Here is a 19010-nt window from a genome sequence, read left to right on the forward strand (position 1 = left end):
GTGGCGTTGCACGTGGCGGTCATCGGGTCGGGCCCCGCCGGGATCTACACGGCCGAGGCTCTGGTGAAGCAGTCGGCCGAGCCCGTCGAGGTCGATGTCCTCGAACGCCTGCCGACCCCGTACGGGCTGGTCAGGTACGGCGTCGCGCCCGATCACACGTCGATCAAGTCGATCGCGAATTACCTGCGGAAAGTGCTCGAACTGCCCGAGGTCCGCTTCCTCGGCGGCGTCACGCTGGGCGCGCACGTCTCCGTCGAGGACCTGCTGGGCGCCTACGACGCGGTCGTCTACTGCACGGGCGCGATGGTCGACAGGAAGCTCGGCATCCCCGGCGAGGACCTGCCCGGCAGCGTGGCGGCGACCGACTTCGTCAACTGGTACTGCGGGCACCCCGACGTCGATCCGGGGCGGTTCACGCTCGACAGCTCCGAGGTCGCGGTGATCGGCGTCGGCAACGTGGCGGTCGACGTCGTACGCGTCCTGGCCAAGACCCACGAGGAGCTGCGCTCCACGGACGTGCCGCACGACGTGCTCGAACGCCTCGAGGCGAGCCAGGTCAAGGCCATCCACATGATCGGCCGCCGCGGCCCCGAGCACGCCAAGTTCACCCTGAAGGAGCTGCGCGAGCTGGGCGAGCTGGCCAACGCCGACGTCTGCGTCCGCCCCGACGAGGCCGTCGTCCTGGGCGTCGACTTCCCGCGCCAGATCCAGGGCAACATCAAGGTCCTGCAGTCGTGGGCCGCCCGCAACCCGGTGGGCCGCCCGCGCCGCCTCGACGTGCGCTTCTGGCTGCGGCCCGTGGAGATCCTCGGCACCGAACGGGTGGAGGGCCTCAAGCTCGAACGCACCCGCCTGTCGGAGGAGGGGCGCGTGGTCGGCACGGGCGAGTTCGAGACGCTGCCGGTCGGCATGGTGCTGCGTTCGGTGGGCTACCAGAGCGTGCCGCTGCCCGGGGTGCCGTTCTCGGAGCAGACCATGACCGTGCCGAACGAGGCCGGGCGGGTGCGCGACCGCGAATACGTGGCAGGCTGGCTCAAACGCGGTCCCACCGGGGTGATCGGCACCAACAAGTCCGACGCGGCGGAAACGGTCCGCACGCTCCTCGCCGGCCTCTCGGATCGCCCGCGGGTGAGCGGCGGGGCCATCGACGCGCTGCTGGCCGCGCGCGGGGTGCGTCCCGTGACGTACGAGAACTGGCTGGCGATCGAGGCGGCCGAGGCCGAGCTGGCCAGGTCGCTGGGCCGCGGCGAACGCGTCAAGCTGGTCGGCCTGGAGGCAATGCTCCGTGCGTTCCGTTCCTGAGGGGTTCGACGAGGCCTACCGGGTCCAGCAGGCCCGCTATCCCTCCGCCGGCGCGGGCCGGCAGCCGGTCCACACCGTCTACGTCCCGGCCGACCGGTTCTCGATCCGCACACTCTCCGAGTGGCGCGATCAGGCGCTGTCCCTGGTCAAGGCGCACCTGCCCGATCCCGCCGCGCTGGCGGAGGTCTTCGGGGTGCCCGGCGGGCTGGCCGCCGCCGTGCACCCCAAGGTGATCCAGAAGCTCTCCTCGGAGCCGATCGAGGACCTGCGCATCGACTTCGAGGACGGGTACGGCGTACGTCCCGACCTGGTGGAGGACGATCACGTGGCGCAGGCCGTCGAGGCGGTGGCCACGATGCACGCGGCGGGCACGCTGCCGCGGCGGTGGGGGCCTCGGGTGAAGTCGTTCGCCGACGGGGATCCCGCGCGGTCGGTGCGCACGCTCGACCTGTTCCTCTCGGGGCTGATGGGGCGGGCCGGCGAGCTGCCGCCGGGCTTCACGGTGACCTTTCCCAAGATCCTCATGGAGGCCTACCTCGGTCAGTTCACGGAGGTGCTGGCCCGGCTGGAGGACGAGTTGGAGGTGCGGCTGCGGTTCGAGATGCAGGTGGAGGCGCCGCAGACGCTGCACTTCCTGCGCGGGGACCTGGCGGAGTCGCTGGGCGGGCGGCTCGCGGCGGCGCATTTCGGGGTCTTCGACTACACGGCCGCGATCGGGCTGCCGCCGCACGAACAGCGACTGGACCATCCGGCGTGCGATCACGCCCGGCACGTGATGCAGACGGCGTTCGCGGGCACGAGGGTGGAGCTGTCGGACGGGTCGCTGGCCGCCTCTCCGGCCTCCGGGCTCACCCGTGACGTGCACGCGCTGTGGCGGCGGCACGCCGAGCTGGTCAGGCATTCGCTGGGGCACGGCTTCTACCAGGGGTGGGACATGCATCCTTCCCATCTGGTGAGCCGGTTCGCCACCGTTTACGCCTTCCATCTGGAGCGCTATGACGCGTACCAGGAGCGGGTGAGAGCGTGGGAGGAGCAGCGGGAGGCGGAGGGTGGCCTCATGGACGAGCCCGCCACGATCCGCACGCTGGTGGCCGCGCTCAGGCGCGCGGACGCGGCCCTGCCCGGCTGACGGGCGGGGTCAGTCGCGTTCGACCAGGGACCGCCACTGGCGTACCAGGCGCCACTCCACCGGGTCGGACCAGCTCGCCCGCACGGCGGAGCCCACGTGGAAGGCGCGGATGCCGTAGTCGAGCAGCGCCGGCACGTGCGCCGGCTTCAGCCCGCCCCCGGCCAGGATGATCGAGCCGTCACCGGCGTCGGCGCGCGCCCTCAGCACCGGCAGCCCCTCCCCCACCCCGTTGGGCGAGCCCGAGGTGAGCACGGTGGCCAGGTTGGGCAGCAGCCGCACGGCCCGCCAGGACGCCTGGACGTCGGCGGCGTGATCGACCGCCCGGTGGAACGTCCACGGGAGCGGCGAGACGGCGTGGATGAGCGCCTCGGTCGCCGTAAGATCGACCTTCCCCGAGCCGTCGAGGAACCCGAACACGAACCCCGCCGCCCCCGCCTGCGCCAACGCCTTGGCGTCCCGCCTCAGGCGGTCGAGCACGTCGGGGTCGGCGATGAAGTTGGCGTCACAGCGGAGCATCACCATCTGAGGGAGGGGGCACTCCGCGGCGATCGCGGCAACCGTCTCCGGAGAGGGGGTCAGCCCGTCGGCCGCCATGTCGGCGACGACCTCCAGCCGGTCGGCTCCACCCTGTTCAGCGGCCACGGCGTCACGCACGTTGAGGGCGATCACCTCGAGCAGGGATCCGGTCATGGAGGAGAGGTTATATGGTGCTCTGCACCGTTCCGCCGCTGATCACACCAAAAAGTCCCCGCCAACGGCCTCTCTCACCGCCGCAGGGCCCGTTCCAGGCCCCCAAACGCTCCCACAGCGCCCGCGCAACCGGAACCCCCTGCCGGGCCCCACCGGACAAGCCCGCAGCCCGCCACGTGCCCTGTGGGGCGGGGCGCGCGCTTGGCCCCGATCCCGGTGGGACCGGGGCCATGAGTGCGGGATGTCAGGCGGAGATGAGTTCGGCCATGGTCAGGTCACGGAAGGCCGGTGTGGTCTGGTCCCGCGACGGGCGCTCGAAGAGGGCACCGGACGCGCGGTGGGGAAGGTCCACCGTACGGACGTGGCGGAACCCGCGCCTGCGGTAGTACTCCTGCAGCCGCCAGTTCCCCTTGGCGCAGTCCAGGCGCAGCCACGGCAGCCCGGCCGCGTGGGCGTAGGTGCCGGCCCAGTCCAGGAGGGCGTCTCCGAGGCCGCTGCCGGACCAGGGACGGGCCACGGCGAGCTTGTGGACATAAAGGGCAGCCCCGGGGTCGTCGTCGAGTGTCCAGAACTCGGGGTCCGCGTTGTCGTCGACGGCTATCGTGGCCACCGGCGGGGCCGATTCGTCGGGGTCCAGGTATCTGAGCTCGTCTTCGAGCAGGAACAGCACCCGCTCCTCGATGAGCGGCACGATGCGCTCGGGGCCGAAGCCCCCGCGCGGCCACTGCCGCACTCCTTGCGAGTAGAGCCACTCGGAGGCGTCCGCGAGCAGCGTGAGCACGCCGGGAAGGTCCTCGGGCTCAGCTCTGCGGAGCGCGAGCGGGTGAAGAAGCGTGTTGGTGTGCATAATACAACTCCCGTTGCGTAGGGTTTACGCGCATACGCAAAGCGTGATGAAGCAATGGTGCGCGTAGCCGAAAATGGGGCCTCAACCCGATATATATGGATAAATGGCGATTTAGGGGAGTATGCACGACTCCCCTAGGCCAGCGAGGCGGCTAATTTCTCGCTGCGCCCGGCCCCAGCCGGCGGGATCACCCCTTCAATCGAGCTCGCTAGCGGCCATCGAGCTCGTATCTGATCAAATGTTTGTCGGCGGGCAGCACCGACACCGCGACACGCACTGGCATGTCGGCCCCGTCGAATCCGACTCGGACATACACCATGACTGGCGTGCCGAGCTCGAGCTGGAGGCGCTCGGCCTCCTCCTGGTTGGGCATACGGGCCCAGATGTCGTCGGTGACGCGCACCTGCGCATGCCCCAGCTCCTCCAGCACCCGGTTCGCCCCTCGCGCGATGTCTCCGGGCCTGGCGATTTCGGAGTCGGCAACCAGATCACGGGGGAAGTAGGAATCGTTGGTGTTGTACGGCTGGCCGTCCACGAAACGCAGACGGCGTCGCACCACCGCCAATTCCCCGTCCGCCAGCTCCAGTCTGCTGGCGATCTCCTCGACGGGAGAAACCGTCAGCACCTCGATGTACTGGCTTGGCTCGCGGCCTTCCTGCGCCACGGCATAGGCGAAGGCTTCCCGCAGTTCCCCAGAAGGTTGTGGCTCCAGCTCCCGCTGCGGATAGATCAGCAGCGGTCGGCGGTCTCTGACCACGGTTCCGCGCCGCGGCGTGCGCGTAACGAGCCCCTCATTGACGAGCTCTCCCAGGGCCAGCCTTACGGTGTTCCTGCTCACCCCATGGTCTTCCATGAGCTGCGCCTCGGTCGGCAGCTGTGATCCCGGGCCGAGGACGCCCGAGTAGATGGCCCGACGCAACTCCGCAGCCACCTGCTGATACAGCACCGACCTTGCCACTTTCACCCCTTTTGTTCCAACAATTTAGACGATCTGGTTCTAGCAGGCCACAACCCCTTGACCGAACCACCTCCACCGGCCCATCATCCATTCGTTGGTACAAATCCATCTAAAGGCCGGTGAGGGGGTGAAGGCCAGTGTTGCCGGTCCGCACGGGTACGCCGTACCTGCCCTGGCATTCCCCTTGCGTAGCAACACGTTTACTGCGTTACGGGTTGCGTCGCCAGGGGTTCACCCACACCTACCAGAGCATGGGCATCGGTGTGCGCGAGCTATCGGTGTTGACTGAGCTGACCGTGTGGTGCAATGACGGATCCTTTGTCTGGAATGAGGAGGGTGGCGCCCCCGTCACGCACCCCATTGATGACCCGGTTGGTGCAGCTCAACGCATCGCCGCACGTTACCGGCAACGGGAGCTTTCACACTCCCCCATCGACTCCGTGCGCGAACCAACGGTCTAGGACTCCATCCCTCGCCGGAGTCCTGGCGCCGTCGCGCACGGGACAGGAAGCGCGTCCTGGCGGGTCCCCCACGCCCGCCAGGGCGCGTTTTCCTCCAAGGGACCAACGCAGGGCCTCGCGCCTTCCCGCCATGGGCGGGGGCCGTGCCCTTCCAGGCGGATCCCGCGCTCCAGGCGCGTGGGTGACCGCCGTCCGCGCCGATTCCCGGGCGCTCGCCGGCCTTCGGGTCCTCGCCGATCCCCAGGTGCCCGCCGCCCTCCGGATGCGCACGTCACCAAGGTTCCTCGCCGACCCCGAAGCACTCGCCGCCGCCCAGAACGGCGCAGCCCATTTTTTACGGTCGCCACGGGCGACCCCACCCACCGACCACGGCCGGGCCCCGTCCAGGGAGACGCTTCTCCGGTGTGCGGGGCCGGGCGCCGTCACGGCACGGCACGACCGGCTGGGTGGTTCCGTCGAGGACCGGCGGGCAGGCGGGATCGCGACTCGTGACCCGCAGGTCACGTGTGTCACCGAGATCCCATCAGTCATCGTTCGCCGCCAGTCCGAGCCGTCCGCGTCGACGCCTTCTGACATCATCATCAACCCTCGGAGCCGAACCTGTGGGCCCCTTCGTGATGGTGGGACTGGTGGGATTTTCCGGTACCAATCCAATTTCCGGAACAAGGTCAACTAGCGGGAGGATTTGCGCTGGACCGGATGATCATCCAGATTCCCGTCATCCTCCACTGGCACCCAGTCCACCAGGGTCAACCGCTCGTCGACCCGGCGGTAGGCGGCCCGCACCCGCCGGCCGGCCTCTGGAGAGCCGTCGCCGCACCAGTTCCCGTACACGAAACACCCCGGCACCGCCGCCAGCCGGACCATCACCACCACGTACGGCACCCCGAACCCCGGCATGAACGGCTGATGGTTGACGATCCAGCTCTCGACCACCCCCTCGGGCTCCACGTCCCGCCAGTGCCACGCCTCCGTGCGGCACTCGGGACAGAACGCCCGCGCCGGGAAACGCACCGCCCCGCACCCGTCGCACTCCTGCACGGCGAATTCCTGCCCGGCGACCCGCTCCCACCACTGGCTGGAGTCCCGGTCGGGTTCGGGCCGGTAGGCCGTCATCATGATCTCCTCAGGATCAGGGCGGAGGTGGCCGGCAGGATGTAGCCGGGCTGGGCCGTGGACAGCGCGACCTCGGCTCCGGGCACCTGGCGGTCCCCGGCGTCGCCTCTGAGCTGGGACACCGCCTCGGCGATGTGGTTGATGCCGTGGACGTAGCCCTCGGACAGGAAGCCGCCGTGGGTGTTGACCGGGAGCGGGCCGTCCGGCGCCGTCGCGCCCGAGGCCACGTACGGGCCGCCCTCGCCCTTCTCGCAGAACCCGTAGTCCTCGAGCTGGACGATCACCGAGTACGTGAAGCAGTCGTACAGCTCGGCCACGTCGATGTCCGCCGGCCCCAGCCCGGCCTGCGCGTAGAGGCGGGGGGCCAGGGCGGCGGCCGCGGTCACCGTGGGGTCGGCGGTCGGGCCCGAGAGGTGGGACGTGCCGCCGCCCCAGGCCGCGGCCGAGATCAGCACCGGGGGGCGGCGGAGAGCGCGGGCGCGTTCTGCCGTGGTGACGACCACGGCGCAGGCTCCGTCCGTCTCCAGGCAGCAGTCCAGCAGCCGGAACGGCTCCGCGATCCACCTGCTCGCCAGATAGTCGTCGAGCGTGATGGGGGTGCGCATCAGGGCACGCGGGTTCTTGGCCGCGTTGGCGCGCTGGGTGACGGCTAGTTGCCCGAAATGCTCCGCTTGAGTGCCATATTTCAGCATGTGCGCTCGGGCGAACATGGCGTACTGCTGCGGCGGCGCCACATACCCGTACGGCGCTTGATACTGCACCTCCGGGCTCGCCGGCACACCCCGGCCGGTACCGCCCATGCGGAACTCGGAACGGGCGTTGATGGCCCGGTAGCACACCACCGTCTCGGCCACCCCGGCCGCCACCGCCAGCGCCGCCTGACCGACGACCGCGTGCGAGACACTGCCGCCACCGAACTGGTCGAGGTGCCAGGCGAGGTCGGTCAGGCCCAGCGCGGGGGCCACCAGCGTGGGTGCGGCGGAGTCGCCGACGCGGTGCGTGGCCAACCCGTCCACCTCGTCCACCGACAGCCCCGCGTCCTCCAGCGCGGCCAGCACGGCACGGCAGGCCAGCGTGAGGGTGCTGACGCCCGAGTCCTTCGTGAAGGGGGTGTAGCCGACCCCGGCTATCGCGGTGCGGTCCCGGATATCAAGCAAGCGCTTGGGCACAAACGTCACGTTAGGCCGGAAATTTCCCCCATGTCAACGCACCCACCCACCGGTCGCCCGGGTGGGGGTGGGCGAGGTGCGCGACCAGGTGCCAGCGGCTCGTTACCCGCCGTGGGGCATGCGAACTTGACATGGTTTCCCGGTTCGCCCTACCGTCCAAGCAAGCGCTTGGTATGATAGAGCGCAGACGGTGGACTAGGAGGCGGACCATGAGCACACACGCTGCCCGGCTCGTCGCGCCGGACGGCTGTCGCGGCCTTCCGACGCCCCCTCAGCGCAGGATTCGCAACGGAGCCGCCATGCCGACCGGCCCTTCACCTCACAGCGCGAACGGTCACCTCGACAGCCGCCGCTTCCGGCAGGTGCTCGGGAGGTTCGCGACCGGTGTGGTGGCGATCACGGCGGTCGATCCGATGAACGGCCTGCCGTCCGGCCTGGCGGCCAACTCCTTCACCTCGGTCTCGCTCGACCCGCCCCTGGTGGCGTTCTGCGTCGCCTACACCAGCACCAGCTGGCCCAAGGTGCGCGGCGCGAAGGTCATCACCGTGAACGTGCTGGCCGAGCACCAGCAGGAGGTGTGCGCCCAGATGGCGACCAAGGGCGGCGACAAGTTCGCGGGCCTGGAGTGGACCGGCTCCCCCGGTGGCAACCCGGTGCTCGAAGGTGCGCTGGCCTGGATCGACTGCGCGATCGAGGCCGAGCACCCGGCGGGTGACCACATGATCGTGGTGGCCCGGGTGCTCCAGCTCGACACGCACTCCGAAGGTGGCCCGCTGCTGTTCTTCCGCGGGGGCTACGGAGGCTTCGTTGAGCGTCTCTGATGGGCGCGCAGGGTGGTCAGGACACAGCGAGCACGCTCCCCAAGGCGCGATGGGGCTGCGGGGAGAGGCACGGGTCTGGCTGGAGGAGGCGCTGAGCGGCGAGTTCGCGCACGTCAGAGGGCTCGGCGGGCCCGGGCGCGAGCACGAGGGCCACGAACTGCGCCAGGCGTGGGAGCGCCACCTCGGCAAGGCCGGCTGGACCTGCCTGGGCTGGCCCGAGCGGTACGGCGGCCGCGCCGCGTCCCTGGAGGACCAGGTCGCCTTCTACGAGGAGTACGCCAGGGCCGACGCCCCCGCCAGGGTGGGCCACATCGGCGAGGGGCTGATCGGCCCGACCATCCTCGAGTTCGGCACCGACGAGCAGAAGGACCGCTTCCTGCCGCCGATCCAGCGCGGCGACGAGCTCTGGTGCCAGGGCTACTCCGAGCCCGAGGCGGGCTCCGACCTGGCCAACGTGCAGACGAAGGCGCACCTGGAAGGCGGCGAGTGGGTCGTCACCGGGCAGAAGGTGTGGACGTCGCTGGCGCACGTGGCCGACTGGTGCTTCGTGCTGTGCCGTACCGAGCCCGGCTCGCAGCGGCACAAGGGGCTGTCGTACCTGCTCGTCCCCATGGACCAACCAGGGGTGGACGTGCGGCCGATCGTGCAGCTCACCGGTACGTCGGAGTTCAACGAGGTGTTCTTCGACGGCGCGCGCACGGCGGCGGGGAACATCCTCGGAGCGCCGGGCGACGGCTGGCGGGTCGCGATGGCCACGCTCGGCTACGAGCGGGGGGCCTCGACGCTCGGGCAGCAGATCGGGTTCAGGCGGGAGCTGGCCAAGGTCGTCGAGACCGCCGGACGGACGGGCGCGATCGATGATCCGGTGCTGCGTGACAGGCTCGTCCAGTCGTGGCTGGAGCTGGAGATCATGCGGCTGAACGCGCTCCGGATGCTGCGGCGGCCGAACCCGGGGCCCGAGGTGTCGATCGCCAAGCTCTACTGGTCGGAGTGGCACCGGAGGCTGGGCGAGCTGGCACAGGCCGTGCAGGGGAAGGCAGGGCTGGTGACCGAGCCCACCCAAGACGCCCAGGACGGCCGGGCCGGTGAGGCCGGGCAGGGCGAGTTCAATGAGTTGCAGCGGCTCTACCTGTTCAGCCGCGCCGACACGATCTATGCCGGATCCAGCGAGATCCAGCGGAACATCATCGCCGAGCGCACCCTGGGACTCCCCCGCTGATTGGAGCACGGATGCCCCCGTACCCGAAGGCGCACGGACTGCTCGACGGCAAGGTGACGCTCGTGACGGCCGCCGCTGGGGCGGGCATCGGCTACGCGACCGCGAGGCGCTGTGCCGAGGAGGGCGCCACGATCGTCGTCTCGGACCGGCACGAGCGCCGCCTGGCCGCCGCCGCCGACGCGCTGACCGAGCTCACCGGCGTCAAACCGCTGGCCGTGCCGTGCGACGTGACGTCAGAGGCGCAGGTGCTGGCGCTGTTCGACGCGGTGGTGGAGGCGCACGGCAGGCTCGACGTGGTGGTCAACAACGCCGGTCTCGGCGGTACGGCGCCGCTGGCCGAGATGTCCGACGAGCAGTGGCACACGGTCATCGACGTCACCCTCAACGGCACCATGCGCTGCACCAGGGCCGCCCTCAGGCAGATGATCGCCCAGGGCTCCGGCGTCATCGTGAACAACGCCTCGGTGATCGGCTGGCGGGCCCAGCGCGGGCAGTCGCACTACGCCGCCGCCAAGGCCGGGGTGATGGCGCTGACCAGGTGCGTCGCGCTGGAGGCCGCCGAGCACGGCGTGCGGGTGAACGCGGTGGCGCCCTCGCTGGCGGTGCACCCGTTCCTGGCGAAGGTGACCGGCGAGGAGCTGCTGGCGGAGCTGGCGGCCAAGGAGGCGTTCGGGCGGTCGGCGGAGCCGTGGGAGGTGGCGAACGTGATCGTCTTCCTGGCCAGCGACTACTCGTCGTACATGACGGGCGAGGTGGTCTCGGTCTCCTCGCAGCACCCCTGACGTGGGACGTCCGCGCCTACCCTGACGCGGGCCTGTCAGGGAAAGATCAGGGTGGTCGGCAAGGTCCCGGGGATCTAGTGTCCGAGGCATGGGCGCACGCTCCTCCTTCCTGCTCGATGTCCTCATGGCAGAGTTCGGCGAGTCGATCAAGCGAGACCCCGCGGCTTTTAGGCGGAAATTTCGGAAAATGGCGGCCTCTCCGTTCGCGTTCTACCGGGGCAGTGCCTGCCTGTTCTACGCGGACATGGCCGAGTCCTACGCGGACCGTTCCTACCTGGACGAACCCACCAGCCGGGTCTGGATCCACGGCGACCTGCACGCCGAGAACTTCGGCACGTACATGAACGCCTCCGGCGTCCTCGTCTTCAACGTCAACGACTTCGACGAGGCCTACGTGGGCCCGTATGTCTGGGACCTCAAGCGCTTCGCCGCCAGCGTGGCGCTCATCGGCTACGCCAAGGCGCTGTCCGACGACTCGATCAGCGTGCTCGTCACCGACTTCGCCGCCGCGTACCTGGTCGAGCTGGGGGCCCTCGCCGCGGGCGGGGACGAGGCGATCGGCTCGCTCACCCTGGAGACCACCAGCGGCGTGCTGCACCGGGTGCTCCAGACGGCGCGGCTCAGCACACGGGTGGCGCTGCTGGACATAGAGACCGTGATCGACGACTACGACCGGCGGTTCGCACTCATGGAGGGGCGGGAGCCGGTGGACGCGGCGACCAGGAAGGCGGTGCTGGCCGCGTTCGAGGAGTACCTGACCACGCTGCCCGTGCAGGCCAACCCGGTCGAGCACGTGATCAAGGATGTGGCGCTGCGCAAGGGCGTGGGCATCGGCTCCGCGGGGCTGCCCTCGTACAACCTGCTGCTCGAAGGGCGCTCGCAGGCGCTGGAGAACGACGTCATCCTCTACATGAAGCAGGCGGCCGTGCCCGCGGTGGCCCGTCACGTCACCGACGAGAAGGTGGCCTCGTACTTCCTGCACCAGGGGCATCGCACGGCGGAGTCGCAGCGGGCGCTGCAGGCGTACGCCGATCCCTGGCTGGGATACACGACGCTCAACGGGGTGGGCCAACTCGTGGCCGAGGTGTCGCCTTACTCGGCGGACCTGGGCTGGGACGACGTGAACGAGCCGGCCGAGCTGCGCTCGATCGTGCAGGACCTGGGGCGGGCGGTGGCGCGCATGCACTCGGTGGCCGACGACGAGTCCAGTCACGACCTGGTCGACTTCTCGACGGAGGAGGCGATCGTGGCGGTCATCGGCAACGACAAACCCGGATTTATCGGGATGCTGGTGGATTTCGCCCACCGGTACGGGGCACAGGCCCGGGAAGACCATCAACGGTTCGTCGACCTGTTCCGCAACGGCCGGCTCCCTGGCGTCTGACCCAACGAGCCCTTCGACCTGGACGAGGTCGCGGAGCGGATCGGCTACCCGCTGTTCATGAAGCCCTACGACGGCGGGGCCTGGCGCGGCGTGTCACTCGTGCGCGACCGGGACGAGCTGCACCGGGCCTACGACCAGAGCGGCGAGATGCTCATGCACCTCCAGCAGGCCATCGACGGGTACGACGCGTTCGCCAGGTCGCTGTCGATCGGCGTGGAGACCATGGTCATGCGCTTCAGGCCCGAGGAGCCGATGCACGCCCGCTACGTCGTCGATCACGCGTTCCTGTCGCCGTCCGTGGGCGAGGAGGTGGTGACGATACCGCCGGCTGGCCGACGCGTACTTCGAGACCGAGCGCTACCACGAGTTCTGCCAGGACCGCCTGGCGCACATCGACGAGGTGGTGCTGGAGTGGGTGGCCGGGGCCGAGTTCGACCGGTTACTGGTGGACACCGTGACCGCCACGTACCCGGCCCATGAGCGTGACCGCTTCGTCGAGCACTTCAGGGGGCTGCTGCGCCTGTGGGTGAAGGACTCGGCCGGGCTCTCGCCTCCGGATAGCCGGACCAGGTCGACCCTGGCGTGGAGAAGGGGCTGAGGTACGGCGGCGAGCGCCTTCTCCACGAGATCGACCTGGTCCGGGGCTGGTGTGCGCCTCTCGGCTAGTCGATCTCGACCATGTCCTCGATGCCCACGATGCTGCGGTTGGCGGCGGTCGCGGCGTTGCCGTTGACGTTGTTGACGCTGGTCGCGCCGCGGCCGCTCACATTGCTGCTGACGACGTTGCCGAAGTTGTTGCCCGACTGCGAGGAGCTGCGGTTGGAGCTGGAGTTACCCGCGTTGACGTCCGCGTACGCGGGGGCCGCCAGCAGGGTCACCCCGGCAGCGGCGGCGGCGACGAGACCGGTCACGCAGAGCTTCTTCACCATGGTCATGGTCCTTTCAGATCGTGTTGGCTTTGGACGTCAGCCGGTCAGTAGAAGATGTAGGTCACCGTGATGCCGCCGTTGGTGGCGGTCGGCGCGATGCCGTTGACGTTGTTGACGTTGGTCGAGAACTCTCTGCCGCGGTTGACGCCGGTGACATTCCCGAAGTTGTTTCCCGACTGGGACGAGTCGCTGTTGCCGCTCCAGTTGCCGGCGCGGGTGTCGCCGCTCAGCGGCCCCAACCAGTCGTCGTCGGCGTGAGCCGGGGCAGCCAGGAGTGCGCCGCCGACGGCCGCGGCCAGCACGGCTGCGGCGGCGCACACTCTTTTGATCAACTTCTGCTCCTTCGCCGGTAGGGTTCAGGGCCGGCGAGCACGGGCACGCCGCCCCTTTGACCTTTCTTGACCGCAGGAGATCAAGGTCACAGCGAGCATATAACTGTGAGTTGTCGATCGGTAGCTATGAGTTACCAGAATATTATTCGCCCAATACGCTGACAGAGGATGTCAGTGACCGGGACCTAACGTCCGCCGCATGATCTTCGAACTACGCCAGTACACGCTGCTGCCCGGGCAGCGGGACACCTTGATCGAGCTGTTCGAGCGCGAATTCGTGGAGACCCAGGAGGCGACGGGCATGCGGGTCACCGGCACCTTCCGCGACGAGGGCGCGCCCGACCGGTTCGCCTGGCTTCGCGCGTTCCCGTCCATGGCGGCGCGCAAGGACGCGCTGGAGGCCTTCTACGGCGGTCCCGTGTGGCAGGCCCATCGGGACGCCGCCAACGCCACCATGATCGACAGCGACGACGTGCTCCTCCTGCACTCCGTGGGGGCCGAGCCGCCCGCCTGGGAGCGGCCGCCCGCGGGCGCGACCGAGCTGCCGGAGTCCCTGTACGCCGCCACGATCTACCACGTCGAGGACGGCTTCTCCGCCTTCTTCGCCCGTGAGGTCGCGCCCGTGCTGGCCGAGGCCGGAGTGCCGCCCGTCGCGTGCCTGGAGACGGAGCACTCGGAGAACACCTTCCCCCGCCTTCCGATCCGGACCGGGGAGAACGTCTTCGTGTGGCTCGCCCGCTTCGACCCGGCCGAGGAGGAGCGGGAGGTGGACCTCCCGATGCTGAAGCCCCGCCTGACGGCCGCCCCCGAGCGCATCCTGCTCCGCCCGACCGCCCGTTCGGCCATGCGCTGACCCGTCCGGCTCACGTCCCGTACACGGGCTCCGGCGACGGGGCTGCGGCCAGGAGCCCGGCGACCGCGTCGCCGACGGCCGCGGGGTCCCAGCGGGCGCCGCGCTCGGCCCGCTCGCCGTGGCGCCAGCCCGTGGCCAGGGCGATCGAGCCGCCCTCCACCTCGAACACCCGCCCCGTCACGTGACCCGATCCCTCGGAGCCGAGCCAGACGACGAGCGGGGCGATGTTGGCCGGGTCCATGGGGTCGAAGCCGGACTCCGGCCTGGCCATGGTCGCGGCGAACACCTCCTCGGTCATGCGGGTGCGGGCGGCGGGGGCGACGGCGTTCACCGTCACGCCGTACCTGCCCAGCTCGGCCGCGGCCACCTGGGTCAGCGCCGCGATGCCCGCCTTGGCGGCCGAGTAGTTGGCCTGGCCGACGCTGCCCAGCAGGCCCGCGCCGGACGAGGTGTTGATCACCCGGCCCGTGACGCGCTCGCCCGCCTTGGCGCTCTCCCGCCAGTACGCCGCTGCGTGGCGCAACGGCAGGAAGTGGCCCTTGAGATGGACGCGGACGACGTCGTCCCACTCCTGCTCGGTCATGGAGACGAGCATCCGGTCCCTGACGAAGCCCGCGTTGTTCACCAGGACGTCGAGGCGGCCGTACGCGCTGACGGCGGTCTTGACCAGCCGGGCCGCGCCGCCCCAGTCGGACACGTCGTCGCAGTTGGCCACCGCCTGGCCGCCGAGCGCCTCGATCTCCGCGACCACCTCCAGCGCGGGGCCTCCCGAGGCGCCCTCGCCGCCGGGGCCCGTGCCGAGGTCGTTCACCACGACGCGGGCGCCCTGCCGGGCGAACTCCAGCGCGTGCTCCCTCCCGATCCCCCGTCCGGCGCCCGTCACGATCACCACGCGGCCAGCACAGATTCCCACACAGACCTCCCAGAAGGATCATGCAGAGATATCAGGAAATGTCGCTGGAGGCCAGGTGCCGCCAGGCAGGGATTTCGCCGCCGCCGTCCACCCGTACCTCCGCGCCCGTGACGTAGCCGGGCGCGGCCAGCCACAGGCAGGCCGCGGCCACGTCGGCGGGCGTCGCCATCCGGCCCGACGGGATGGCCGCCCCCATCCCGTCCTCCTGTCCGCCGTAGTGGGAGGCGGCGTTCCCGGTGGTGTTCTCGGTCGCGGCGAGGCCGACGACGACCGTGTTGACGCGCACCTCCGGGGCCCACTCGGCGGCCAGGCAGCGGGCCAGGTGGTGCAGCCCGGCCTTGGCGGCGCCGTACGCGGAGGTGCCGGGCGAGGGGCGGGCGCCGCTGGCGCTGCCGATCATCACGATCGCCCCGCCGGCGGCGGCGAGCAGCGGATACGCGAACTGCGAGACCAGCAGCGGGGCCGTCAGGTTGAGCTCGACGACCCGGGCGTGCAGGCGCGGCGAGGTGCCGTCGAGCGGCGCGTACGGCGAGCCGCCGGCGTTGTTGACCACCACGTCCAGCCGGTCGAACCCGGACATCAGCCGCTCGACGTCCTCGGCCACCCGCACGTCGGCCCGCGCGAACCGGATCCCCGGCGCCGGGGCGGCCGGCTCGCGCCGGGCGCAGACCGTCACGTCGGCGCCCGCCTCCCGGAAGGCGCGGGCGATCCCCGCGCCGATGCCCTGGGTGCCGCCGGTCACCAGGACGGCCCTGCCCGTGTAGTCGTAAGTCACGGTCACGGGTGCTACCGTACCAAGCAAGCGTTAGGTGCAACCAGGGAGTCTCATGGGGATCACTCTGCGGGCCGGGCCGATCGCCGAGGTGGTCATGGACGTGCCACCGGTGAACGCGTTGACCGTGCACGGCTGGGAGGAGCTGGCCTGGACCGTCCGGCGGGCCGGGGAGGACCCGGAGACCAGGGTGGTGGTGCTGCGGGCCGAGGGGCGCGGGTTCAACGCCGGGGTCGACATCAAGGAGCTGCGGGACGCCGAGGGATACGAGGCGCTGGTCGGGGTCAACCGGGCGTGTTACGCGGCGTTCGCGGCGGTCTACGAGTGCGCGGTGCCGGTGGTCGCGGCGGTGCACGGCCACTGCCTGGGCGGCGGCGTCGGCCTGGCGGGGAACGCCGACATCGTGGTGGCCAGCGACGACGCGTACTTCGGGCTGCCCGAGGTGGACAGGGGCGCGCTGGGCGCGGCCACGCACCTGGCCAGGCTGGTGCCGCAGCACCTGATGCGGGCCATGGTCTACACGTGCAGGAACGTGACGGCGGCCGAGCTGCACGCGTTCGGGTCGGTGCTGGAGGTGGCGCCGCGCGACAAGCTGCGTGACGCGGCGCTGGAGGTGGCGGGGCAGATCGCCGCGAAGGACCCGTACGTGATCCGCCGCGCCAAGGAGTCTCTCAACGGCATCGACCCCGTGGACGTCAAGCGCAGCTACCGCTTCGAGCAGGGCTTCACCTTCGAGCTGAACCTGATGGGCGCCGGAGACCGGCACAGGGAGCGATTCACGTGACCAAGCTGATGTCGGCCGAGGAGGTCGCGGGCACGGTCGAGAGCGGGATGACGATCGGGATCGGCGGCTGGGGCTCGCGGCGCAAGCCGATGGCCCTCGTCCGCGCCCTCCTGCGCTCCCCCGCCACCGACCTCACGATCGTCTCGTACGGCGGCCCGGACGTGGGCATGCTGTGCGCGGCGAAGAAGGTGCGCAAGGTCGTGGCCCCGTTCGTGACGCTCGACTCCATCCCCCTGGAACCCCATTTCCGGCGGGCCAGGCAGGCCGGGGAGATCGAGTTCGTGGAGTACGACGAGGGGATGTTCATGTTCGGGCTGCTCGCGGCGGCGCACCGGCTGCCGTTCCTGCCGACGCGGGCGGGGCTGGGGTCGGACGTGCTGCGCGTCAACCCCGGGCTGCGGACGGTGCGGTCGCCGTACGCGGACGGGGAGGAGCTGGTCGCGGTGCCCGCGCTGACCATGGACGTGGCCCTCGTCCACCTGAACCGGGCCGACGCGCGGGGCAACGCCCAGTACCTGGGGACCGACCCGTACTTCGACGACCTCTACGCCAAGGCGGCGCGGCGGTGCTACGTCTCGTGCGAGCGGGTCGTGGAGAACCTGCTGAAGGAAGGCCCCGTGCAGTCGCTGCTGATCAGCCGGTCGATGGTGGCGGGGGTGGTGGAGGCGCCCGGCGGGGCGGGGTTCACCTCGTGCGAGCCCGACTACGGGCGCGACGAGGCGCTGCAGCGGCGCTACGTGGAGACGCCTTGGGAGGAGTTCGATGACCAGCAGGGCTGACGTGTGCGTGGTGGCGTGCGCGGAGGCGTTCCGGGGTGACGGCGAGATCCTGGCGGCGGGCATCGGCGGGCCGGTCACGGTGCTGGCGGCGCGGCTGGCGCGGCTGACGTTCGAGCCGGAGCTGCTCACGCACGACGGCACCTGCCTGCTCACCGGCGACGTGCCCGCGCTGGGCGAGGCGCCCGGGGTGGTGGAGGGGTGGCTGCCGTTCCGCGAGCACCTGTGGCTGGTGCTGAACGGACGCCGGCACGTCATGCTCGGGGCGAGCCAGATCGACCGGTACGGCAACACGAACATCTCCTGCATCGGCGACTGGGCCCGCCCCAAGGCGCAGCTGCTGGGCGTGCGGGGCGCTCCGGGGAACACCCGCTGCGACCCCACCAGCTACTGGATCCCCCGCCACTCCCCCCGGGTGTTCGTGCCCTCGGTGGACCTGGTCAGCGGGGTCGGGACCGACAGAGGCGCCTTCGACCTGCGCCGCGTCGTGACGAACCTGGCCGTCCTGGACTTCCGCACCCCCGGCGGGACCATGCGCCTGGTGTCGGTGCACCCGGGGGTCGAGGTGGACGACGTCGTGGCGGCGACCGGCTTCGAGCTGGACATTCCCGACAACGTGCCCAGGACGCGCGGACCGACCGTCGAGGAGCTGGAGGTTCTGGACCGGCTCGACCCCGAGCGTCTGCGGGACCGGGAGCCGGCGTGAGGACCGCGCTGACGTCCCTGGTCGGGTGCCGCCACCCGATCGTGCAGACCGGCATGGGGTACGTCGCGGGCGCCCGGCTGGCGGCGGCCACCTCCCAGGCCGGCGGGCTCGGCGTGATCGGCGCCGCGACGATGTCCCTGGCCGAGATGACCGCCGCGATCAGGCGAGTGAAGGAGCGCACGGACGCGCCGTTCGGGGTGAACCTGCGCTCCGACGCCGACGACGCCGCCGAGCGGATCGGGGTGCTGATCAGGGAGGGCGTGCGCGTGGCGTCGTTCGCGATGGCGCCCGAACGGGACCTGATCGCCCGGCTCAAGGACGCGGGCGTGGTCACGATCCCGTCGGTCGGGGCGCGGCGGCACGCGGAGAAGGTGGCGGGCTGGGGCGTGGACGCGGTGATCGTCCAGGGCGGCGAGGGCGGCGGCCACACCGGCTCCGTCGCCACGACGTTGCTGCTGCCCCAGGTCGTGGACGCGGTGGACATCCCGGTGATCGCGGCCGGGGGCTTCTTCGACGGGCGGGGGCTGGTGGCGGCGCTGGCGTACGGGGCCTGCGGGATCGCCATGGGGACCAGGTTCCTGCTGACGAGCGACTCCCCCGTACCGGACGAGGTGAAGAAGCTCTATCTGGCGACGCGGGACACGGTCGTCACGACCAGGGTGGACGGGGTGCCCCATCGGGTCCTGCTGACCCCGTTCGTGGCGTCGCTGGAGCGCTCGCGCCTGGTCAGGGCGGTGGTGAACGGGGCCAGGTTCAAGCGGCTGTCGGGGCTGTCGTGGGGCGAGATGCTGCGCGAGGGCCGCCGGATGAGGCGGGCGCGCGACCTGACCTGGGCCCAGGTCCTGCAGGCGGCCAACACGCCGGTGCTGCTGCGGGCCGCGATGGTGGAGGGCCGGGCGGACCTCGGGGTGATGGCGTCGGGCCAGGTGGTGGGCGTGATCGACGACCTGCCGTCCTGCCGCGAGCTGATCGAGCGCATCATGGCCGACGCCGAGACCGCCCTGACCCACCTGGGCCGCACAATGGAGGTGTCCTGACCGCACTCCGGAGAGCGGCGGGCGCGGCCG

22 protein-coding genes are annotated in these 19010 nt (G+C 70.7%); 12 read left to right on the forward strand and 10 right to left on the reverse strand.

The window, feature by feature from the left end; genetic code table 11:
• Positions 1–1302, forward strand: a complete 1302-nt coding sequence (locus AB0L65_RS04850) for an FAD-dependent oxidoreductase (protein WP_364240293.1) — start codon at positions 1–3, stop codon at positions 1300–1302.
• The gene (locus tag AB0L65_RS04855) at positions 1286–2431 is read left to right on the forward strand and encodes an aldolase (RefSeq protein WP_364240295.1); all 1146 of its coding nucleotides are present in this window, start codon (positions 1286–1288) and stop codon (positions 2429–2431) included. The genes AB0L65_RS04850 and AB0L65_RS04855 overlap by 17 nt, the downstream gene beginning before the upstream one ends.
• 9 nt (positions 2432–2440) lie before the next feature.
• Here the strand turns inward: AB0L65_RS04855 and AB0L65_RS04860 are convergent, their stop codons facing one another.
• The 5 genes from AB0L65_RS04860 to AB0L65_RS04880 all read right to left on the reverse strand — a co-directional run bounded on the left by AB0L65_RS04860 (position 2441) and on the right by AB0L65_RS04880 (position 7672).
• Positions 2441–3121: a copper homeostasis protein CutC gene (locus AB0L65_RS04860; protein ID WP_364240297.1), complete on the reverse strand. Its 681-nt coding sequence runs from the start codon at positions 3119–3121 to the stop codon at positions 2441–2443.
• Between the two features lie 244 nt (positions 3122–3365).
• Positions 3366–3968 (reverse strand): GNAT family N-acetyltransferase, encoded by a 603-nt coding sequence (locus tag AB0L65_RS04865; protein ID WP_364240299.1) that lies wholly within the window; start codon positions 3966–3968, stop codon positions 3366–3368.
• Positions 3969–4176: 208 nt separating this feature from the next.
• A complete protein-coding gene (locus AB0L65_RS04870; protein WP_313044680.1) occupies positions 4177–4914 on the reverse strand; it encodes a GntR family transcriptional regulator in 738 nt (245 codons plus the stop codon).
• Positions 4915–6059: 1145 nt separating this feature from the next.
• Positions 6060–6506, reverse strand: coding sequence for an OB-fold domain-containing protein (locus tag AB0L65_RS04875; RefSeq protein WP_364240301.1), 447 nt, complete (start codon positions 6504–6506; stop codon positions 6060–6062).
• Complete coding sequence (locus AB0L65_RS04880; protein WP_364240303.1) at positions 6503–7672, reverse strand: acetyl-CoA acetyltransferase; 1170 nt, start codon at positions 7670–7672, stop codon at positions 6503–6505. Before AB0L65_RS04880 ends, AB0L65_RS04875 begins: the two co-directional genes overlap by 4 nt.
• A 299-nt stretch (positions 7673–7971) precedes the next feature.
• Between AB0L65_RS04880 and AB0L65_RS04885 the strand changes: the two genes are divergently transcribed.
• The 4 genes from AB0L65_RS04885 (at position 7972) to AB0L65_RS04900 (ending at position 11878) form a co-directional block, all read left to right on the forward strand.
• Positions 7972–8493, forward strand: coding sequence for a flavin reductase family protein (locus AB0L65_RS04885; protein WP_364240582.1), 522 nt, complete (start codon positions 7972–7974; stop codon positions 8491–8493).
• Positions 8494–8542: 49 nt separating this feature from the next.
• A complete protein-coding gene (locus AB0L65_RS04890) occupies positions 8543–9712 on the forward strand; it encodes an acyl-CoA dehydrogenase family protein (RefSeq protein ID WP_364240305.1) in 1170 nt (389 codons plus the stop codon).
• 11 nt (positions 9713–9723) lie between these two features.
• Positions 9724–10494 (forward strand): SDR family oxidoreductase, encoded by a 771-nt coding sequence (locus AB0L65_RS04895; RefSeq protein WP_364240306.1) that lies wholly within the window; start codon positions 9724–9726, stop codon positions 10492–10494.
• An 88-nt stretch (positions 10495–10582) separates the two neighbouring features.
• Positions 10583–11878, forward strand: a complete 1296-nt coding sequence (locus AB0L65_RS04900) for a DUF2252 domain-containing protein (protein ID WP_364240307.1) — start codon at positions 10583–10585, stop codon at positions 11876–11878.
• A 93-nt stretch (positions 11879–11971) separates the two neighbouring features.
• Here AB0L65_RS04900 and AB0L65_RS04905 read toward each other — a convergent pair whose 3' ends face one another.
• On the reverse strand, positions 11972–12157 hold the full coding sequence (locus AB0L65_RS04905) for a hypothetical protein (RefSeq protein ID WP_364240309.1): 186 nt from the start codon (positions 12155–12157) through the stop codon (positions 11972–11974).
• A 124-nt stretch (positions 12158–12281) separates the two neighbouring features.
• Between AB0L65_RS04905 and AB0L65_RS04910 the strand changes: the two genes are divergently transcribed.
• The gene (locus AB0L65_RS04910) at positions 12282–12476 is read left to right on the forward strand and encodes a hypothetical protein (protein WP_364240311.1); all 195 of its coding nucleotides are present in this window, start codon (positions 12282–12284) and stop codon (positions 12474–12476) included.
• Positions 12477–12540: 64 nt separating this feature from the next.
• Here the strand turns inward: AB0L65_RS04910 and AB0L65_RS04915 are convergent, their stop codons facing one another.
• Positions 12541–12807 carry a hypothetical protein gene (locus AB0L65_RS04915; RefSeq protein ID WP_350724587.1) on the reverse strand — a complete coding sequence of 89 codons (267 nt, stop codon included), beginning with the start codon at positions 12805–12807 and terminating at the stop codon, positions 12541–12543.
• 44 nt (positions 12808–12851) lie between these two features.
• Complete coding sequence (locus AB0L65_RS04920) at positions 12852–13139, reverse strand: hypothetical protein (protein WP_363967754.1); 288 nt, start codon at positions 13137–13139, stop codon at positions 12852–12854.
• Between the two features lie 199 nt (positions 13140–13338).
• Between AB0L65_RS04920 and AB0L65_RS04925 the strand changes: the two genes are divergently transcribed.
• A complete protein-coding gene (locus AB0L65_RS04925; RefSeq protein WP_364240313.1) occupies positions 13339–13992 on the forward strand; it encodes an NIPSNAP family protein in 654 nt (217 codons plus the stop codon).
• Between the two features lie 10 nt (positions 13993–14002).
• On the opposite strand, the gene AB0L65_RS04930 is transcribed toward AB0L65_RS04925, so the two are convergent.
• Together AB0L65_RS04930 and AB0L65_RS04935 are read right to left on the reverse strand one after the other, a co-directional pair.
• Positions 14003–14905: an SDR family oxidoreductase gene (locus AB0L65_RS04930; RefSeq protein ID WP_350724581.1), complete on the reverse strand. Its 903-nt coding sequence runs from the start codon at positions 14903–14905 to the stop codon at positions 14003–14005.
• Between the two features lie 31 nt (positions 14906–14936).
• A complete protein-coding gene (locus AB0L65_RS04935; RefSeq protein WP_364240315.1) occupies positions 14937–15686 on the reverse strand; it encodes an SDR family oxidoreductase in 750 nt (249 codons plus the stop codon).
• A gap of 46 nt (positions 15687–15732) precedes the next feature.
• Between AB0L65_RS04935 and AB0L65_RS04940 the strand changes: the two genes are divergently transcribed.
• Genes AB0L65_RS04940 through AB0L65_RS04955 form a run of 4 tightly spaced genes read left to right on the forward strand, consistent with a single transcriptional unit; the run spans position 15733 to position 18980 of the window.
• A complete protein-coding gene (locus AB0L65_RS04940; RefSeq protein ID WP_364240317.1) occupies positions 15733–16461 on the forward strand; it encodes an enoyl-CoA hydratase family protein in 729 nt (242 codons plus the stop codon).
• 8 nt (positions 16462–16469) lie between these two features.
• The gene (locus tag AB0L65_RS04945; RefSeq protein WP_364240585.1) at positions 16470–17240 is read left to right on the forward strand and encodes a CoA-transferase; all 771 of its coding nucleotides are present in this window, start codon (positions 16470–16472) and stop codon (positions 17238–17240) included.
• Complete coding sequence (locus AB0L65_RS04950; RefSeq protein WP_364240319.1) at positions 17224–17943, forward strand: CoA-transferase; 720 nt, start codon at positions 17224–17226, stop codon at positions 17941–17943. Before AB0L65_RS04945 ends, AB0L65_RS04950 begins: the two co-directional genes overlap by 17 nt.
• Positions 17940–18980: a nitronate monooxygenase gene (locus AB0L65_RS04955; protein ID WP_364240321.1), complete on the forward strand. Its 1041-nt coding sequence runs from the start codon at positions 17940–17942 to the stop codon at positions 18978–18980. The genes AB0L65_RS04950 and AB0L65_RS04955 overlap by 4 nt, the downstream gene beginning before the upstream one ends.
• Positions 18981–19010: the final 30 nt, after the last annotated feature.

The organism is Nonomuraea sp. NPDC052116 (assembly GCF_040680035.1).
Lineage (GTDB): Bacteria > Actinomycetota > Actinomycetes > Streptosporangiales > Streptosporangiaceae > Nonomuraea > Nonomuraea angiospora_A.